Origin of the sequence: Streptomyces sp. NPDC047853, assembly GCF_043204535.1 — a bacterium.
Taxonomy (GTDB): Bacteria; Actinomycetota; Actinomycetes; order Streptomycetales; family Streptomycetaceae; genus Streptomyces.
In genome coordinates this window covers 42,750-61,700 of record NZ_JBIDCI010000025.1, presented here as the reverse complement: position 1 = coordinate 61,700, position 18,951 = coordinate 42,750, and the positions used below count along the sequence as shown (strand labels likewise).

15 protein-coding genes and 3 pseudogenes are annotated in these 18,951 nt (G+C 68.9%); 12 read left to right on the top strand and 6 right to left on the bottom strand.

The annotated features are described in order from the left end of the window. Positions 1-134: 134 nt before the first annotated feature. The 3 genes and pseudogenes from ACGF5T_RS32090 to ACGF5T_RS32080 all read left to right on the top strand — a co-directional run bounded on the left by ACGF5T_RS32090 (position 135) and on the right by ACGF5T_RS32080 (position 2,045). Complete coding sequence (locus ACGF5T_RS32090) at positions 135-716, top strand: hypothetical protein (RefSeq protein WP_366768440.1); 582 nt, start codon at positions 135-137, stop codon at positions 714-716. A 372-nt stretch (positions 717-1,088) separates the two neighbouring features. Beyond that, positions 1,089-1,284: pseudogene (locus tag ACGF5T_RS32085) on the top strand (IS5/IS1182 family transposase); the annotation flags it as partial. Between the two features lie 188 nt (positions 1,285-1,472). After that, on the top strand, positions 1,473-2,045 hold the full coding sequence (locus ACGF5T_RS32080) for a hypothetical protein (RefSeq protein WP_366768439.1): 573 nt from the start codon (positions 1,473-1,475) through the stop codon (positions 2,043-2,045). 4 nt (positions 2,046-2,049) lie between these two features. Here ACGF5T_RS32080 and ACGF5T_RS32075 read toward each other — a convergent pair. The 3 genes and pseudogenes from ACGF5T_RS32075 to ACGF5T_RS32065 form a co-directional block, all read right to left on the bottom strand. Then, positions 2,050-2,315, bottom strand: a pseudogene (locus ACGF5T_RS32075) (IS5/IS1182 family transposase); the annotation flags it as partial. Positions 2,316-2,361: 46 nt separating this feature from the next. Beyond that, entirely contained in the window at positions 2,362-3,351 is a 990-nt protein-coding gene (locus ACGF5T_RS32070; protein ID WP_366768438.1) for a beta-ketoacyl-ACP synthase 3, read from the bottom strand. After that, the gene (locus ACGF5T_RS32065) at positions 3,351-5,168 is read right to left on the bottom strand and encodes a fatty acyl-AMP ligase (RefSeq protein WP_366768437.1); all 1,818 of its coding nucleotides are present in this window, start codon (positions 5,166-5,168) and stop codon (positions 3,351-3,353) included. Before ACGF5T_RS32065 ends, ACGF5T_RS32070 begins: the two co-directional genes overlap by 1 nt. Positions 5,169-5,884: 716 nt before the next feature. Between ACGF5T_RS32065 and ACGF5T_RS32060 the strand changes: the two genes are divergently transcribed. The 9 genes and pseudogenes from ACGF5T_RS32060 to ACGF5T_RS32020 all read left to right on the top strand — a co-directional run bounded on the left by ACGF5T_RS32060 (position 5,885) and on the right by ACGF5T_RS32020 (position 14,221). Continuing rightward, positions 5,885-6,808 (top strand): LnmK family bifunctional acyltransferase/decarboxylase, encoded by a 924-nt coding sequence (locus ACGF5T_RS32060; RefSeq protein WP_366768436.1) that lies wholly within the window; start codon positions 5,885-5,887, stop codon positions 6,806-6,808. Between the two features lie 58 nt (positions 6,809-6,866). Further along, the gene (locus ACGF5T_RS32055) at positions 6,867-7,133 is read left to right on the top strand and encodes an acyl carrier protein (protein WP_366768435.1); all 267 of its coding nucleotides are present in this window, start codon (positions 6,867-6,869) and stop codon (positions 7,131-7,133) included. Between the two features lie 38 nt (positions 7,134-7,171). Further along, the gene (locus tag ACGF5T_RS32050; RefSeq protein WP_366768434.1) at positions 7,172-8,029 is read left to right on the top strand and encodes an alpha/beta fold hydrolase; all 858 of its coding nucleotides are present in this window, start codon (positions 7,172-7,174) and stop codon (positions 8,027-8,029) included. Positions 8,030-8,068: 39 nt separating this feature from the next. Next, a complete protein-coding gene (locus tag ACGF5T_RS32045; RefSeq protein ID WP_366768433.1) occupies positions 8,069-9,499 on the top strand; it encodes a wax ester/triacylglycerol synthase domain-containing protein in 1,431 nt (476 codons plus the stop codon). 28 nt (positions 9,500-9,527) lie between these two features. After that, on the top strand, positions 9,528-10,658 hold the full coding sequence (locus tag ACGF5T_RS32040; RefSeq protein ID WP_366768432.1) for a radical SAM protein: 1,131 nt from the start codon (positions 9,528-9,530) through the stop codon (positions 10,656-10,658). Beyond that, positions 10,648-11,913, top strand: a complete 1,266-nt coding sequence (locus ACGF5T_RS32035; protein ID WP_366768431.1) for a cytochrome P450 — start codon at positions 10,648-10,650, stop codon at positions 11,911-11,913. Before ACGF5T_RS32040 ends, ACGF5T_RS32035 begins: the two co-directional genes overlap by 11 nt. 228 nt (positions 11,914-12,141) lie before the next feature. Then, positions 12,142-12,658: pseudogene (locus tag ACGF5T_RS32030) on the top strand (transposase); the annotation flags it as partial. A gap of 334 nt (positions 12,659-12,992) precedes the next feature. Beyond that, on the top strand, positions 12,993-13,478 hold the full coding sequence (locus ACGF5T_RS32025; protein ID WP_366768430.1) for a hypothetical protein: 486 nt from the start codon (positions 12,993-12,995) through the stop codon (positions 13,476-13,478). 203 nt (positions 13,479-13,681) lie between these two features. After that, complete coding sequence (locus tag ACGF5T_RS32020) at positions 13,682-14,221, top strand: hypothetical protein (RefSeq protein WP_366768429.1); 540 nt, start codon at positions 13,682-13,684, stop codon at positions 14,219-14,221. A 727-nt stretch (positions 14,222-14,948) separates the two neighbouring features. Here ACGF5T_RS32020 and ACGF5T_RS32015 read toward each other — a convergent pair. The 3 genes from ACGF5T_RS32015 to ACGF5T_RS32005 all read right to left on the bottom strand — a co-directional run bounded on the left by ACGF5T_RS32015 (position 14,949) and on the right by ACGF5T_RS32005 (position 18,928). Further along, complete coding sequence (locus ACGF5T_RS32015) at positions 14,949-15,488, bottom strand: hypothetical protein (RefSeq protein WP_366768428.1); 540 nt, start codon at positions 15,486-15,488, stop codon at positions 14,949-14,951. 323 nt (positions 15,489-15,811) lie between these two features. Then, positions 15,812-16,333: a hypothetical protein gene (locus ACGF5T_RS32010; RefSeq protein ID WP_366768427.1), complete on the bottom strand. Its 522-nt coding sequence runs from the start codon at positions 16,331-16,333 to the stop codon at positions 15,812-15,814. 405 nt (positions 16,334-16,738) lie between these two features. Beyond that, positions 16,739-18,928, bottom strand: coding sequence for a glycoside hydrolase family 65 protein (locus ACGF5T_RS32005; RefSeq protein WP_366768426.1), 2,190 nt, complete (start codon positions 18,926-18,928; stop codon positions 16,739-16,741). Positions 18,929-18,951: the final 23 nt, after the last annotated feature.

Below are 18,951 nucleotides of genomic sequence, written 5' to 3'. Positions count from 1 at the left end.
CGCAGACGTCCTACGGAGCACCGCGAACGATCAGGGCCGGACGACCCATGAGAAACGCGGGCGGTGCCCGAAGGGCCCCTGTTGCACCGGATCCCACGGCATGAGGCTGGAGACGACAGCCGGAGGTGGTCACGATGCGCGGGAACAGAACCATTCGACGGTCTCTGTGGCGCTGGCGCCGCAATCCGTTGCGTCGGCGCGAGGACCTGTTCGAGGCATGGATCCTGCTGATCGTCTGGCTCGTGATCGCTCTGGTGGGCCCCGTCGCAGGAGTGCTCGGGGCACAGGTCTCCGCCCACAGCGCCGCGCAGCGACGCGCGGAACGCCTTGCCGTCACCGCCACGCTCGTGTCGGACGTGCCCCACAACGCGCTGGCCGACGGGACGACGGGGGGCCGCATCGACGCGACCGTGCGCTGGACGGCGTCCGACGGCACCCGGCACTCGGGCAAAGCTGCGGTCGACGGAGCACTCAAGGCGGGTTCCCGAGTGTCGGTCTGGACGGATCGGCAGAACAACTTGACACCCGCGCCCCCGACCGCAACACAGGCAGGCGTGGACGCCGCCTTCATGGGCGCCGCCTCGTCGTTCGCCGTCGTCACGGCGGCGGCTGCCGGCTACTACGGAGCCAGGTTGGTCCTCAACCGTCGGCGTCGCACGGCGTTGGAGGACGAGTGGCAGCAGATCGGATCCCTCTGGGGACGCACGGCCAGCTGAGCCGAGCCGCGTGGGGACCCGATGTCCCGGAGCGTCGCCGGGAAAGAGTTCTCCGGACCTCAAGGACCGGGAAGCGGAAAGAGGAATGATGAGAGGCTTCCTGATCGTAGGAGTGGATGGTTCCGCCTCGAGTCTCGATCAGGAGAGTGACGGCGCTATCCGGGCCGATGCCCACCGGTTCGAGCAGCTGTGGGGCGTGGTGTTCGACGAGCTGGGTCAGGCGTCGGTTCAGTGCCTGCAGCCATCGGCGGTGGTGGTCGTAGTCGTATCCCTTGTCAGCGTGCAGCTTCCCCGGTCGCCGGCGCCGCCCTCGGCGGCTCCGCACGGGTGGGATCGACTTGATCAGAGGCTGCAGTGCAAGGCTGTCGTGCAGGCATCACGCCCCGCATCGCCCGCCGAGGAACCGAGTCCTCCCGACGGGCTGGGCAGACAACGCTGGGTCGTCGGGCGCACCATGTCCTGGATCAGTGGCTGCCGCCGGCTCCACCGACGCTACGAGCGCAAGCCCGAGCACCTCCTCGCCTTCACCGCGATATCCACCAGCCTGATCAACTGCCGCCGCCTCACCAAGTACCCTCCGGCTCATCAACCGCGCAGCAATCCAGGACTGCGTACACAGAAGCGCACGAGGTGTCCCAAACGCCTCCGTGCGCTCCCTGCACGCTGACACGCATGTGCCATGTACGAACTGGGCTTTCGGTGGAAGAGTGTGCGTCCCCGGTCACAAGCATCCTGATTCAGGAAAGGGCCGACATCATGCGCAGACCCCACATCCCCCTGCCCGTCCGCAGGAAGGCCGCCGTCGTCGGCGCCAGCGTGGCGCTCGGGCTCGCCGGCGCCGTCGCCGTGCCGACCACCGCCCACGCCACCCCGGTGGACATCACCTGCCTGACGGGGAACCGCACCACCCACTACACGCCGCCGCTCACCAACACCCCCCGGCCCACCCACCTCAGCCTCGACGAGAACTTCAGCTGTGTGTCGCTCCTGGGCGGAGTGAGCAGCGGCACGAGCACCAGCTCGCGCGACGTCACGACGAGCTGTCTCCTCTCCCTGCAAACGCCGCTCAACATCCCCGCCCGCACCATCACCTACCACTGGAACACGGGCGACCACACCACGGTCACCTACCCGGCCGTGACGGCCGTCAGGGCGGCGGACGGCACCGTGACGATCATCTCGATCGGCGCCGTCACCGACGGCTTGGGCGAGGGGCAGGTCGCCACCCAGACCACCGTCGAACCCAACCTCAACCTCACCGCCTGCGCCACGACGGGCCTGAGCGCCACCAACAGCCTGGTCAACACGCTGGTGATAACTCCGGTCTGACGCTTGCGAGCGGGAGACCGATGCGGCCGACGATGAGGTGGATCTTCGATCCGTTCTTGCCGCAATCGGTCGGATTCGGTCCGGTCAGCAGCCCCCTTTGAGGGCCCGAACGCTCACGGCATCGATCGCGCACCGCGACCAGTCCAGCTCCCCGGCGGCACCGAGTTGATCGAGGATGACGCGGTGCAGGCGGGCCCAGCCCCAGGCCTTGGACCACTGGGCGAAGCGTCGGTAGAGCGTGGGCCAGGCCGGCCCGAACACCGGCGGCAACTACCGCCTACACCTCGCCCGGCGTTCCGGAGGGTTATCGTCCCCGTTACGGCAGGGCGACGACCTGGGCGGCATGGGCGAGGCCTGCTCCGAACCCCAGGAGCAGGGCCAGATCGCCGCGGCCAACGGCCCTGCGGGTCAGCAGTTCGTCCAGGGCCAGCGGGATGGAGGCGGCCGAGGTATTGCCGGTGTGGGTTATGGTCCTGGCGACGACGGTCTCGGCGCCGAGGCACAGGGAGGAGGCCAGGGCGTCGACAATGCGGATATTGGCTTGGTGTGGGACGAAGGCCGCGATGTCACTTATCCGCACTCCCGCGGCCTCGACGGCCTGTCGCGCGATGTCCGGCAGGTAGGTCGTCGCCCAGCGGTACAGCTCCAGACCGGACATGCGCAGGGCAGGCCGCGCCGGGTCCCACGGCCGGGCCGCCGGGCGGGGGGCGTGGGCGACGAGCCGATACCGACCGCCGTCGGCCCCCCAAACCACGGGCCCGAAGCCGGGGGTGTCACCTGCGACCACGACGGCTGCCCCGGCACCGTCAGCGAATAGGAAAGCGGTGTCCGGATCCTCCGGGTCAACGAGATCGCTCATCCTCTCCGAGCCGATGACCAGTACCCGGTCTGCCTGACCGGAGCGCACGAGTGCGTTCGCCTGGGCGAGTGCGTAACAAAAGCCGGAGCAGGCCGCGTTGAGGTCGACGGCGCCGGCGTGGGAGGCGCCCAGCAGCTGGGCGACCCGTGGGGCCGCCGCCGGGACCAGCTCGGTGAAGGAGGTGGTGGCGAGCAGCACCGCGTGGAGGTCGGCCGCGTCGCTGCCGCTCCGGGCCAGTGCCCTGCGGCCGGCTTCCACCGCCATGGTGATGACCGACTCGTGGGCGGCCGCGAAGCGGCGCGTGACGATGCCGGAACGGCGTTCGATCCACCGGGAGCTGACCCCGAGGCGGGCGCCGATCTCGTCGTTTCCCACCTCCACGCTGGGCCGGTAGGCTCCCACGGCCGCGATGCGGGCGCCGGGGCGCGACACACTCGTACGGAGCATCACTTCTGCGTCTCCTGAGGTGAGGGCCGTGCCACCTCGTCGGCCCGCGCCGAGGTGAGGGGGCTCAGGTGCCCCCGTAGGTAAGCCAGTTTGCAGGCTTGGCGCTGAATTTTGCCGCTGGAGGTCTTCAGGAGTGCTCCACGGCGCACCGCGACCACCTCGTGGACGGGCAGCCGGTGAGTGTCGTCGATCGCTCGGCGGATACGGTCACGCACTCCGTCCAGACCGGTGTTCCGCAGTACGCGCCCGTCGACCTCCACCACCACGATCAGGCGCTCACACCTTCCGTCTTCCGCGGCGAACGCGGCTGCGCAATTGGGGCGCAGCCCGGGTACCGCCCGTTCCGCCGCCAGTTCGATGTCCTGTGGGTAGTAGTTCCGTCCCTGCCGGACGATCACGTCTTTCAGACGGCCCGTGACGTACAGCTCTCCGTCCTGGAGGTAGCCCAAGTCGCCGGTGCGCAGACAGGGGCGGTCCGTCAAAGCCGCTTGCGGGGCGGCGCCCGTCTGCTCCGTCCGGGCGCGGAAGATCTGCTCGCTGTCCTGCGGACGTCCCCAGTACCCGGCGGCCACCGACGGTCCGTCGAGCCAGATCTCCCCCACCCGGCCGGCGTCGACCGGGCGTCGCGTGACCGGGTCGACGATGGTGACGCGTGTGCCCGGCACAGGTGTTCCGCAGCTGACGACCGGGCGGGCCCCCGGAGCGGAAGGCGCGACGGATTCGACCCGGCCGGCTTGCAGCGCCCGAGCGGACAGCCAGGCCACGGCGGGGGCGCGTCCCTCGGGGGTGGCAGTCGCCGTGAGGGTGTTCTCGGCCAGCCCGTACCCCGGGCACATGGCTCGCTGGTCGAATCCGTGGGAAGCGAAGGCCGCGTAGAACGCCTCGATCGTGGCGTGGCGCACGGACTCGGCGCCGTTGCCAGCGAATCGCCAGCGCGACAGGTCGCCCACGCCGGACATCTCGCCGCGGGCGGCTGCCTGGGCGCACAACTCATAAGCGAAACTGGGGGCGACGCTGTGGGTGGCGCCGACTCGGGCAATCGCCTCCAGCCATCGGGCAGGACGGCGGATGAACGCCCCAGGGGCCATGAGGTACGAGGGAGCTCCCGCGTACAGCGGCAGCACGATGCCGAACATCAGGCCCATGTCGTGGAAGTGCGGCAACCAGCTAACCATGCGGCCGTCGGGTCCCAGGGGGCGCTGCCGTTCGGTCTGGATCGCGTTGGCGTGGAAGTTGGCGTGGCGCACCATGACACCCTTGGGGTCTCCCGTCGATCCCGAGGTGTACTGCACCAGGGCGATGTCGTGCGCCACCGGTGGCGCCACGGGTGGTTCGGCGGTTGCGGACGCTGCCGTGGCGTCGATCGCGACCAGGGTCAGGCCGTGCAGTTCCGGGGTGGCGGCGAAGCGCCGCTCCACGTCCGTCTTCACCTCCATGGTCGTCAGCAGCACGGAGGCGCCCACGTCATCGGCAATCCGACGGATCTTGCGGAGGTGTTCTTGCCGGTCGGGTACCTGCACAGGCACTGCCAGGACGCGGGCGCGCAGGCACCCCAACAGGGTGCGGACGAACTCCAGCCCGGCGGGGTGCATCAGCAGGGCTCGGCGGCCGGAGAGTCCTCGGGTGTGCAGGTCGGTCGCCTGGGCCCAGACGGCGTCACAGAGCTGACGGTAGGTCACAGTCTCGGCCGGCTCCTCTCCGTTGCGGAGGAACACGTAGGCGACATCGTCCGGCCGCGCACCGACCTGCTCGTGTAATAGGTCGATCACCGTCCTCACGCGGGCGGTACTCGTGGTGGATTCCTGTGCGGTCGCCAAGCTGTCCTCCTGGTCGTGCGGGTTGTCGCGGTGGGCTGGCAGGGCGTCGGGGCCGTGGTGCGGTGAGGCTGGCGTGCGGCGGGGCGGGGCGGTGCGGTCCGGTCCCGGCAGTCGTCGTACGCCGGAGGCCGCCCCGTGCCTGAGTCCTCTAGTGCCAAGGCGTGACTGGCGCGTAGGAGTCGGCCCGCGGTTGGCGCCCCTTTCCTCGCCCTCGTGGACGGCCCTTCCGCGCTGCGGGCACGGCAGGGGTAAAGGGGTGCAGGTCACAAACGTGTCCTCATCCTTCCCGTGGGGGCGGGTGATCGCACGGGCGGACGAGGCGCAACGGGATCACAGGCCGGTCAACGAGCGCCGGTTTCCCGCACCGGGGGGTGTGCACGGAGGCTGTGGAAGAGCCGGTCGCGCGGGCGTGCGACGCTCGCTTATGGACCGGCTGTGGGTTGGCGCCCCGTTCGGGGACCCTTCCTGTCCGTGTTCCGTCGAGTGCTTCCAGTGCGCCGGTTAGTGGGTGTTCCGACCGGGCAATCCTTCTCGGGGGGACGAGAACGCACCCTGGGTGCCCGCTCCGACAGCCTCGGTCGCTTCCGCACCTCGCCCGGTGCCGGGCACCCAGACCGAAGAGTGCGATCCGCACCAAGCGCTCGGACCTGCACCGCCCCCGTCGCAACTCCCGGCCGCCCGCCCATGGCTTCCGACCCTGGAGGTTCCGCCGCGCCATGTCCGACACCGCGTGCTCAACGGTACTCACACGACGCATCGTCGCCTCGCCTGCCATGTGCGGCCCCGGTTCCCTGTTCTTCGCCCAGGTGGGGGACTGGACATGGCAAGCGGTGGGAGCGGCCTGCTCCCTCAACGCCTACCGTGCCCATACGCCGGACGGTGATCCTTCCTATCTCGCCTTCTCCTACTACCGGGTGCGTGCCAGCCCGCTCATCCACCCCTACGGCATCGCCTTCGGGGACGAGTTCGATGTGGAGAGCCGCGTACACCAGGACGGCAGCCAGTCCGTCGTCACCCTGCATCGCCTCGCGCCGCCCGGCGCCGGCCTGCCCCCACTGCACCCGGACGAGTTCCATCTGCGTCCACACAGCGACTGCCTCTACGTCGAGAACTTCAACCGGTGGCTGACGCGCAGCGGTCCGGGCACCAACCACCGGCTCCTACCCCGCCCGCCGGCCGGCTTCCGGCCCGCCGACCTGCCCGCGCTCCCCTCCCGGTATTCTCCGCGCAACGTCTGCGGCCGCGCCCGTCATCACGGCACCTTCCATCCTGACGGGCTCACCGGCCACGACGTGGCGGTCAGTGCCTTCAACACCGCGTACACGGTGAACGCCGCCCGGGACCTCAACGGCGCGGGGCTGCTGTACTTCGCTTCCTACTTCTCCATCATCGACACCGCTCTTCTGCGGTTGTGGCACCAACTGGATCGCAGTGAACGGGACTTTCTGCGCCGACATCTGCTCGACCACCGGCTCGCCTACTTCTCCAACGCCGATCCCGGTGACCGCATCACCGTCGTCGTCCGCCTGTGGCATCACCCGTCAAGCCACGAGGAAACGGCAGACGTCCGCCTCACCGACGCGGTCACCGGCCGTCTCATCGCAGTCGCGTCGATCCGCCTGCTGCCCCTGTCCGCCTGACACCCGCCTCCCGGCCGGCCCGGCCGGTCGTCGCGAAGTGCGAAGGAGACCCAGCGCGATGCCTTCCCTCACCTACGACCACGTCGCCTGCGCCGTCCTCAACGCGATCACCGCGGTGCTGCCCACGGTCGACGCCACGGCAATCACCACGAACAGCACCTGGTCCGAGCTGGAAGCAGACTCGGTCGACCGTGTCGAGATCGTCTGCAAGGCCGCCGACCATCTTGGACTCGCGGCTCCGGACACGCACTGGGAACACGCCACCACGGTCGGCGGGCTGGTGCGGGCCGTCATCGAATCCGCCCGTCCGTCCCCCTCCTCATGACCGGGCCGAGCCCGGACGGCACAGCTGGGAAGACCACCGTGACAGCAGCCGCCCCCGGCATCCGGGAGAGCCGCGCGGACGTCGAGGGGCGCGTCGCCGTCTATCTGGAAGGCGGCGCCGGCCCGGACCTGCTGCTGCTTCACGGGGACGGCGGAAGCCCTCTCGACTGGATCGCGGTGCTGCCCCGGCTGGCCACCACGCACCATGTCGTCGCCCTCGATCTGCCGGGTTTCGGCAGGACACCGCCCCTCGAGAGCCTCACCCCGCAGGAGTACGCAGCCTTCGTAAGGGCCTTCGCCACTGCCATCGGCCTCGGCCGCTACGCCCTGATGGGCCACTCCTTCGGGGGCATGGTCGCCCTCCATGTGGCCCGCGCGGCGCACAGGGACGTCGACCGCCTCGTCCTGGTGGCGCCCGGAGGGCTGGGACGGGCCGTCAACCCCGCACTGGTGCTGAGCGTCCATCCCGTCCTGCGCCGTACTGCCTTCGCGGTCAGCCTGCTGCCCGGTGCCGCCGTGGTCAACACGGCGCTGAGCGCGCTGGGAACCACCTACCGTCCGTGGGCCGTCCCTTTGCGCTGGTACGCGAACCACGTCTCTCGGGCATGGGACCCCCAGTTCGTAAGCACGTCCCTCGCCGTGCTGGCGCACGTGCTGACGCCGTTCGGTCAACGCTACGACTTGCGGCCCGAGTTGCCCCATCTGCACATGCCAACCCAGATTGTCTGGGGTACGGGCGACCTGCTCGCGCCCGTGTGGCAGGCCCGCGCGGCCTCACTTCTCCCCCGGGGCAGCCAGCAGCTGCTGGCGGCGGGTCACAGTCCTCAACTGGACGCCGCCGACGACTTCCTCGAGGCCGTCCATCCCTTTCTGACTGGAGAACACCAGCACACATGATCTTTCCCTGCAGTCCACGACGAAGACAGAAGGGCGCGCATGCGTGCACACACCCACGCCGGCCATCTGCCCGGCTGGCAGGAGGCAGCCCTCCTCAACGGCCTCGAGACCACGTTCTGGCGACTGGACACGGACGAGGCCCTGCGCTCGAACGCGGTGCTGGTCTGGATGCTGGACCGCACACCGGCCTGGGACCGGCTCCTCCACTGCTTCCACCAGGTCACCGTGGCACTGCCCCGGTTACGGGCGCGCGTCCTCGACACACCCTGGAGGTGGGGGTGGGTCGCCTGGCAGGAGGACCCCGCGTTCGACGTCCACCACCATCTGCAGCGTATCCGGCTGCCCTCGCCCGGCGGTCACAGGGAACTGCTCGACCTGGCGGAGCGGGTGGGCGCCTCTCCCGTCGACCCCGCGCGCCCTCCCTGGCGGGCCGTGCTGGTCGAGGAGCTGACGGAGGACCGGGCGGCCCTGGTGATCAAGGTCCATCACTGTGTCACCGACGGCGGGGGCCTGCGGGAGGCCATGGACGCCGTGCTTCCTGCGTCCCGCCACACCCCGATGCGCCCCGCGGGGGTCCCTGCCACCCCGCCTTACGGAAACAGGCCGCCGCGCGCAAACACATGGGCACCGCGGGCCCGCACTCTGCTGCTGGGACCGCGGTCGCTGTCCCAGCAGTCGATAACCACCTGGACGCGGGCCGCGACCGCCCTCGGTCGTCTGGGCAGACACCCCTCACGCCTCCCCGACAGCCTCCACACCGTCATTCGTGAGCTGCGCCGCATGGAAATCCCGTCCCCCTCCCCCGCGCTGGCGGGGCGCTCGCCGCACCGCCGATTCGAATCGGTCACGATGCCGCTCGGACCGTTCAAGGCCGCAGGAAGGGGGCTGGGCGCCTCGGTGACGTCGACCTACATCGCCGTCCTGCTCGCCACGTACGCCGACTACCACCGCCATGTCGGATCCGCGCAGGAGACGCTGTCGATGGCAGTGCCCGTCGACCTGGGGAGAGGCGGCCGGCACCGCGGGAACAACCAGGTGGGGACGGCCTTCCTTGCCGCGCCGCTGGCCGCCGCGAACCTGCGCGAGCGCATCCGCGCGGTCCACCGGCTCCTGCAGGAGTCACGCACCTCGGGCATGGTGCGGGTGCTGCCGGCGGTAGCGGAACTGCTGCCCCTGGTCCCGCCCGTCCTGCTCACCGCCTTCGTGCGGCGACTCTCCGCCGGCATCGACGTCGTGCCCAGTAGCATGCCTGGCGTCCAGCGGCCGGCCTACGTCGCCGGCGCCGAGATCACCTCCTGCCTCGCCTTCGGGCCCCGGGGAAACAGCGGGTGCATCTCCTCGCTCATGTCGCACCACGACACCTGCACCCTCAACGTCCATCTGGACCCGGCGGCGGTGTCCGACCTGCCGGCGTTCGCCGACCTGTTGCACCGCAACGCCTCTGACCTCCTGCGCCTCGCGGCCTCCTGACCCGAGAACGACAACGAAAGGGAACACCATGACACGAGCCCTCGACATCACCCTTCAGCCCAGCCGGCAGCGGGTGCTGGAACGGGTGGAGGAACTGACCCGTTCCGATCCCGCGTTGCGCGACCGGCTCCAAACGGTAAAGACCTTCTCCTCCGGCGTCCGCAGCGCGGAGGTCTTCATCACCAACGCCTGCAACCTGCGCTGCAAGGGCTGCTGGTTCTTCGAACACGACCTGGACAAGGCGGCGAAGGAGGTCAGCGACCTGACGACGCTGCGCACGTTCGCCGAGCGGTTACAGTCAAGCGGGACGACGAACGTCCTGCTCATCGGCGGGGAGCCGGCGCTGGTCCCCGACCGCATCGCGGTCTTCGTCGAGACCCTGCCGTACGTGTCGGTCGTCAGCAACGGCACCCGCCCCGTGCCCTACGACGGATTCGAGAACGTCCAGGTCTTCGTGTCCCTGTGGGGCGGGGGCCCGATCGACGACCAACTGCGCGGGCACCGGCCCGGTGGCCGGCGGATCACCGGACTGTTCGACCTCGCACTGGCGGCCTACCGCAATGATCCGCGTGTGACCTGGGTCTACACGGTCAGCGAGCCTGGAATCGACCACATCGAACCGACCGTGCGCGCCATCCAGGACAACCGCAACCAGGTCGTGTTCGGTTTCTATAGTGATTACGGGGCGGACGAACCGACCGGCATCCGGGAGAGCGACCGGCTCGTGGCCGAGATGACCCGCGTGTGGCAGAACTGCCCGGAAACCGTGATCGGTCACCCGTACTACTTCGACGCGCTCGTCCGGGGCCGCACACACTGGGGCACCTTCGGCTACGACACCTGCCCCAGCATCAGCGTCGACCACGCGGCGCACACCGACCGGCTGGGCAACGGCAACCCGGTCCTACGGGGGTTCAACACCTACCGGGCCGACCACACCGTCCAGTTCTGCTGCACCTCGGGCAATTGCAACGGGTGCCGCGACAGCCAGGCGATGTGGAGCTGGATGCTGGTCAACCTGCACCGTTTCCTGGACAGCACGGAGCGACTGCATACCTGGGTGGAAATGGCGGAGAACTTCTACCGCCAGTACTACTGGTCCCCCTACCGCCCCTCCGGGGACCGCGCGCGGCCGGGGGCGGCAGCCGATGCCGAGTGAGAGCACACTGGCGCTGCTGGCTGACCGGGCCCGCCTCGCGGGGGACCAGCTGCGCGGCGACCTCGGCGCCCGCGTCCTGCGGCTGCCTCCGGGTGCGGACGGCAGCGCTTCGTACGCGGCCGTCCGCACCCGGGGGGCCTTGGTCCGCAGCCGGCGCGGCCTGCTCTTCACCGCGACCTGGACGACGGCGAACGCGATCCTGCGCAGCAGTCACTTCGGTGCCGTCCCGACTATGGTCTCCGGCCGGGCCTCCACTCACCTCGGCGAGGATGTCGTGCACCCGCTCGACGAGGCCTTCTTCTCCCTGAACCCACCACGGCACACCCAGCTGCGTGCCATGGTCACCCCGTGGTTCTCGCGGGACCGGACGAAGACGATGACCCGCCACCTGGACGAGGACGTGGACGCCTGTCTGCGGTCTCTCGGCAGCCGGCACCCGGTGGACCTCGTCACCACGCTCGCCGAACCGGTACCCGTCACCACTGTCTGCCGTCTGCTCGGTCTTCCGCGGGCGGACGTTCCCTTGTTCGTGCGGTGGGGCAGGACCGTCGCCGCCCTGCTCGACGGGCCGCGGAGCCGCGCGGAAGTGCACCGCATCCACCGGGTCTACGCGGAGATGACACGCTACTTCCGGCAGCATGCCTCGGCACCTCGGCACCCCGAGGGGCTCATCGCCGGTCTCGCGGAACAGTGCCCTCATCCGCTGGGCGAGCGAGATGTGATCGCCACCTCCGGCATGATGCTGCTTGCAGGATTCGTCACCACCGTCAACCTCATCGGCAACGCGCTGCACGCCCTGCTGGGAGCGCCCGAACGCCGGGAAGAAGCCGCCGGGGACTGGAGCGCGGTGGTGGAGGAGACGCTCCGCCACTCCTCTCCCGTCAGGTACGTGGTGCGCCGAGCACGCGAAGATACCGAGGTGGAGGGGCACAAGGTCGCTGCCGGAACCCCGGTGGTCGTCGTGCTGGCCGGCGCCAACAGGGACCCCGCCGTCTTCGATCGTCCCGACGAGTTCGTCATCGGCCGGGCCGGGGCAGGTCGGCACCTCACCTTCGGCGCCGGGGTCCACTACTGCCTCGGTGCGGCGCTCGCCCGCGCCGAGACGGAGACCGTACTGCGCCGCTTCTTTGAGCGGTATCCCGCGGCGACCCTGGCAGCGCCCGGTAGCCCGAGACGGTCACGCGTCCTGCACGGCCCCGCACAGCTCCCCGTCCATCTCACCGGCCGCCCCGGGCGGCGCCCGTCCCGCGCCTGACGCGGGACGGCGCCGACAGACGGCTGGCCAGCGGGAGATCCTGGGACCGCTGGGCGGATATGAAGACGAGTGCTGCCGACCCACCCGCTACGACAAGACCGCCGAGTCCACCAAGCAACCGACACCCTCGCATCGCCCCTGGTGTGAGCGTGACACTTGAATATCACTCCTAAAAGCTGTTTCTCGGGTCTCCTGACGTGAGTGGGCTCTTGAGGCCAGGCTTGGCGTATGGGCCGTGGGGATCCGACGAATGCGGAGTGGGATCGACGGGAGTCGTTCTTGCCTCGTGTTGCGCGTGGGGGTCGGTGGAGTGAACACCGCGGGTGATCAACGGGGTGCTGTACCGGGTTCGGACGGGCATGCAGTGGCGGGATTTGCCGGAGCGGTTCGGGCCGTGGGAGACGGTCTACGCACCGCATCGGTGCTGGTCAGCGGATGGAACGTGGGCCATGCTGCTGTCGAAGGTCCAGGCCGCCGAGGACGCCGCGGGCGGGATCGACTGGACGTGTCGGTGGACTCGACCGCGGTGCGGGCCCACCAGCATGCGGCTGGCGCGAGGAACGCACCCCCGGCCGCGGTGTCTCAAAAGGGGGTCAGCCGGGGGACGAATCAGGTCGATCCGGTGCTGCGGAAACTCATCGTCCGGCTGGAGAAGGGTGGTCAGATCGGCGAGTGTCCGGGACGCTCCCGCGGTGGACTCACCACCAAAATCCATCTGAGCAGTGCGCAGGGTGGCGGGGATCCCGGCGACCGAGGCCGGATCGGGCCTCGGTGAGGGTGAGCAGATCGCGTGCGCTTTCCCTGTTGGCTCCCGAGGGCAGTAGGCCGGTTATATGCGGCGGAGGCTGGGCTGATACGGGGCGCGCGATGGGGGGTGCGGGGCCATTGAGGCGCACACCGGTGTGCGGTTGCAGGCCATATGTGCGCCCTCCCCCCGGGCCATGGTGTCGAGCCCGGAACCGGCGCACAGTCGGCTGTGTGCACAGAGCCAACAGGTGACTATTTCAGGGTGGTTCAGCATGAGAAGACACAGCACAGCGGCAACACTCGCTTTCATCACACTGTGTTCCCTGGCGGGGATGGGGGGCACGGGGGCCGCGGCAGCCAAGCAGGATGACGTGGCGTTGGTCGTCTGCACCGGCACGGCCGACCAGAGCTACTCACCACCGCTGTCGACAACGACTCGCTCGACGCACATCACGTCCACCCACGCCTACCCGTCCTGCCTCGACGTAGGGACCGACCCCCAGAACCCGCCCGTCACCTCGGCCGGCACCACGCTGGACTACACAACGGACGCCAACTGTCTGGTGGCACCGCCTGTGACTCATCCGCCTCTCGACATCGAGTGGAGCAACGGACAGCACAGCTACGCCACGCTCACGACCGTGGTCACCCGCAGCACAGGCAGCACGATCGTCACGAGCGTCGGCACGATCGGGTCCGGTCTGTTCGCCGGGCACGTCATCCACGAGGTCGTCGTCTACCCGAGTCTCGACATCGTCGGATGCCTCACCACCGGGGTCACCGACGTCAGTGGTGTGACCACCCTGGAGGTGGTGTAAAGACCACCATCGGGACAGCGCCCCGAAGCTCGTCCTGCCATCCTGCGCGGCCAGCCCGAGAGGGGACCCTTGGCGAACCATCCACCGGTCGTGTCATCACCCCTTCCTGCAATCCGGCGGAGCACTTGAGACCGAGCCGCTCGCCCGTGGCAGGCCTCATCCCTGAACCGTGAATGACGTCTCATCAAAGGACGGTCCCTGTCATGCGTACAACGCTCGCGTCCGCTCTGATTGCCTCGGCCCTCGGCGCTGCTGTCACCCTTCCCGCAGTCCCTGCGACAGCGGCTGCGGACGACGGCGGTGTCGTCACGTGTCCCCTCGGCGTGCAGAGCACCTCGTACTCGCCGGGCCTCACTTTCGCCACGCCCACCCCTCATGTCGACGTGCACTCAGCCGGCACACTAGGGCCTTGTGTCTCCACCGATCTTCAGCACACGGCGGGGACCTACACCTTCGACGGCAGCGGCAACCTCAACTGCCTGGGTGGTGGCAGCTCCGGCACCGGAAAGATCGTTTGGGCTGATCCCGCCACACAACCTTCCCGGTTCGCCTTCACCAGTTCTCTGGCGTTGCGGCCCAACGGCACGACGGTGCTTGTCGCGACCGGGCCCATCACACAGGGCGACTACGCGGGACACACGATCGTCAACACGGTCGTCATCACCAGCCTCGACCTGCTCGCCTGTGCGACACCAGGCGGACTGACCACTACATCCGGTCCCTTTCTCGTTACTGTGCTGTGACGAGAAGCCGTCAAGCAACCGGAGCCGCGTAAGGGGCAGCCGTGCATGACCGGTCGAGGCAGCCTCCCCACAACCCGGGTGCGGTCACCAGGAGGGCACTGCCCGCCGCTTCGGCGTGCACGGCGATATCGTTCGGCGCGACGCCAGCCACCGCCTGGGGTGCATCCGCCGCCCTGCTGACCTGTGGCGGGCAGCAGGTCACCGAGTAGGGTCACGTACTCGGTGAGGTAGTGACGGCGCCATCGGCACGTCACCTGACTACGGCCATCGCCCCGGACAGCACGTTACTCAGGAGCCGGGCGGCCCTGCTCGTCTCCTGTCGTCGCGGCGAAGAGGCGAAGAGCGACTCACCCGAATGGTCCTATACGCCGTGCCGGTACGTGCGATCGACCCGACCCTGACTGCATGAACGACCCATTGTTTGATCACGTCGCCGCTCTCGCGCGGTGCGCGACTCCCGTCGAGACACCCGCCCGGCCCGGCGGTGGACTCCCGGGTCGCCGCCCGGGCCGGCGAAGGTATATGGAGGAGCCCGGATGTGGCTCTGCTGTGGCTGAGTCACCGGAACCGAGCGGTCAGTCAAACGCTGCGGGCCCGGGTACTCCGCTCTCCGGAGCATGAGGAACAGCGGGAGGCGTTCCGGCGTCCTTCCCTGAGCGGACCGTGCCCCACCGGACGGGGCCGAATCGGCTGTTCCGGTGGGGACACGGCAGGGCACGCGGACCGTTCAGATCGAGGTGATCTCCAGCGTCACCACGCTGTAGATCTTCGAAACGGAACCCAGCCCGAGGGTGCATTGCAGGATCTGGGTCGCCGGGCCGGTTTGGTTCAGGAGTACGGTGTCACCTTGGAACAGGCCGGAGGTGACGGTCCCGGTGATGACGACCTCCAGCAACGCGCCCACCACGTTGGTGTTGAAGTTCGCCGACACGGTGCTGGTCTGCCCGGTGTTCCACGTGATGACGATCGTCATGCTTCCGCCCGCCAGCAGGTCGAGGCAGGTCCGTTGCCGGGGCGGGTTGGTGACCACAGACGATCCGGAGGTCACGTTCGGCTGCGACAACGAGAGACAGGGCCCGAACTGGTACGAAATCGTGGCCTGGGAGGCCTGCGGGGCGTTGCTCAGCGGCGGATTGTAGCTGGAGACCGCACTGCTCGGCGGTGTGCAGGTGACGTCCAACAAGCCGTCGGCCCCCTTCGCAGAGGCAACGGCCGAAGATGCCGTCAGTGGCGCGCCGACCAGGAGGAGGCAGACTGCCGCCAGCACTGGGACGATCCTGGAGAACCTTGTACGTACGGTGCGTGACACTCCTGGTTCCTTTCCGAGAAGAGAGGACACGACGAGGATGGGCACGACGTCTCACGACGGACGAGGAGCCGCCCGACTCGCGGTCCCGAGCTGGTTCGGTTGAGAATGCCGCGACTACTGCCTCGCAAGGGCAGTTGACGGCGATGGCGGACAGTCCGAACCGTGTCCGTGCGCGACAGCCGACGTACTCCCCTGGCCGGCACCATGGGTCTCGGCACTGTTCCGTCCCCGCACGGTTCGTCAGTGACCGACCACCGGGAGCCAGCGCGCCCGTTACCCGGTCAGAGGTTGAGAACGGGAAGCTGCCCAGCCGCAGCGGTGTTGTAGTAGGTGCACGTCGTGCTGGTGGTGCAGGCTCGGCTGGCGGTGCCCGCACTCAGGCTCAGCAGGGGGTTGGTGGAAGTCACGGTCCCCAACATCAGGTTGGACAGCGGGCCGACATAGGTGGCGGTGAGGTCGATCTCGGTCGCGCCCACCAGACCGTTCTGGGCGTTGTACCACTTGATCTCCCAGTCCTGCACGGTGACGCTGGCCAGCCCGGGGCTCCCGGTGACGGTACCGCTGGACGGCTGCACCTCTCCGTAGACGATGGACGGGGCGTCGGCGGACACGCAACCGTGGTAGATCGACGTGTTGACGTGGGCGGCGCCGGTGGTGAAGTCGACATCGATCTCGTTGTTGGCGTCCTCGCACACGACAATCGGGTTCTCGGGGTCTGCAGCGTGTGCAGGGAATGTGACGGTGGCGGCAAGTCCCAGGGCCGCCAGGGCGGCGGTGGGTATCAGAGAGGTCGAACGGCGCACGACAGAGCCTCCTGCAATGTAGGCGGACGACAACCGCATGATGCGGTGGACCACATGATGCGGCCGGCGGCCGGCAGGCCGCCATGACCCGGACGGGCCAGTGTGCACACTGGCCCGTCCGGACACACCCCGGACCGCGACACGCACACCCCGAGCGCGACCCCTGCGGTCGCCGGGCGGAGAGGCGTGCGGCAGGTTCGCTGGGGCAGGGCAATGCGGGAGTGGTATCGGGCGGACAGACCGGATACCGGCGTGGTCTCGGCCCGGTGACATGCGGTCCCTGTGTGCGTGCAGGAGAAGAACAACCGGAAGCATGTGTGTCGCCCGCCGGGACTACGAACAGGCCCTCCTGCGGGGCTAGGGATCGCGGCACACGAGGGAAGTGCCGGGCCCTGAGGGAACATCTCAAGTAGGCCGGTCGCCGCACTCCGCCTCCGTTGCGAGACGGAGAGCAGCCGCCATGGCGCCGAGGTGAATGCCATAGGACGTGCCGCTACGATCGGTGCCGTCCGTGTCGACCCGCAGAGCCCGACGGACGAACGCCGCAGCCGCCGGATGCCCGATGTCGTTGAGCACATGGGCGTGCACGGCAGCACTGAGGGTGGACCCGTGGGTGGTGCGGGGGAGATAGTGGTCGACGGTGCGCTGCCAGGTGTCCGGGGCCGCGGAATACCCCAGGTGCTGCAGCAGAGCCATCAGTTCCTTCGGGGTGAAGAGATAGCCGAGCATGAGGGTGTCGGCCTGTTTGCTCAGCCGGTAGCGATTGGGGTGATCCCCCTCGCGCTCCAGAATGCGGTCGAGTCTTCTGAGGTCCGGGTACCGTGAGCGGTAGCCGCGCCAGTCGAACTCGGCCAGTTCCCGGTATCCGTCGAACTGACTGATGACACCCTCGTGAAAGGGGACGTGCAGCCGGTGCGATATCTCCAGCCAGGACTGCGGCTCGTCCGGGGTCATGGAGAGAAGCGCCGCCAGTCGATCCCGCTGCTGCCCAGGCAGAGCGCACCACAGTCGATGAGCCCGGAGGAGCGTCCAGGCAGCCGTGACATTGGTGTAGGCGTTGTCCCGCAACCCGGGTACGGGACTTCCGGGGTACGCATCGTGGTACTCGTCCGGTCCCATGACACCCACGAGGTGGTAGCGGCGGCCGTCGAAGTGCTGGGCTGCGGAGGACGCCCACATACGGGCCGTCTCGAGGATGATCTCCGCGCCTCGTGCGTGCAGGTAGGCGAGATCGCCGCTGAGACGGACGTACTGGTCGACGCTGTACGTGATCGCTGAGTTGATGTGGCGTTGCAGGGCGCTGTGATCGGCGGTCCAGCGGCCGCTGAGCGGGTTGAGGACGAGCGGCACGGTCGCCTCGCGTCCCGTCGCCGCGCTCTGCCAGGGAAACAGAGCGCCTCTGAGGCCGGCCTTCGCCGCCGCGTCCCGGGCCGCGGGGAGCCTGCGGTACCGGTAGTCGAGCAAGGCGCGGGCCGTGCGGGGCCAGTGGAGAGAGAGCCATGGCACGACGAACAGTTCGTCCCAGAAGACGCGCCCCTGGTACTCCTCTCCATGCAGACCCCGGGCGGGAAAGCCGGCGTCCAGACCAGTGACATGAGGGGACATCGTCTGCAGGAGGTGGAACTGGTGCAGCCGATAACTCTGCTTCGGCACGAAGACGCTCGGTTGGGGTGACCGGTGCCACAACTTCCGCCAGGCCTCCTGGTGACGGGCCGCCAGTTCTGCTGGGTGCGGTGCCGAAGCCGCTCTCCTGGCCGCTCGCTCCGCCAGAACCTCCGGGGAGAGTGTCCGGGAAGTCAGCTGCGCGACGGTTTTGACCACCTCGACCTTGCCCCCACGTGCCACCGGCAGGCGCAGTAGTGTGCCCGGGCGCAGGGGGCGGGTGTTGTCCGCGTCGAGGGTCCTGACCAACAGCCGGCCGGTGTCTTCCCTGCCGAGGACCCGAGTTGCGGCCGCAACGGCGACCGCCACTCCGGTGCCCACGGTTCGGCAACCCATGGTCACCGTGTGATCGCAGGCACATGTGACGCAGTGGAAGTCGGTGAGGTAGTGCCCACCGAACGCGCTGTAGCGGTCCACCTGACTGTTGGAGACGGAGCCATCCAGCGCGGACTCCACTTCCAGGGCACCCTGCCAGTTCTCCGCGGTGACCCTGGTCCTCACCAGGGCCAGAGCCGGGTCGTCCATGCTCATCAGGACCGCTTGCGCCACGCGGGTCCGCCTTCCCCGACGGTCTCGGTACCGGACGAGGCGGGTCAGCACACCGTTGCGGAGATCGAGTCTGAGGTGGTGGCGCAGGAGTTCGGTGCTGTCGACGGACAGCCAGGGCTCGTCGTCTTCGTCCCCGGTGAGAGGCCGCAGGCGCGTCCACAGCCAATCGGGCAGGTTGGCCATGGCCTCGCACTGCACCGTTCGCCCCTCCACCGACGGAGACGTAAGGCTGTAGCACCCGGCCGCATAGGCTCCCCTGTAGTGGGGTCCCCCGGAATCCTCGCCGGGCACGGCGGCGCGGACGCCGAAGACTCCATTGCCGAGGGCGCACAGCGTCTCACGGACGCCTTCCTCCTCGGGCCGGTACCCCTCGTATTCCCACACCCATTCACTTTTCGCGCCCAACC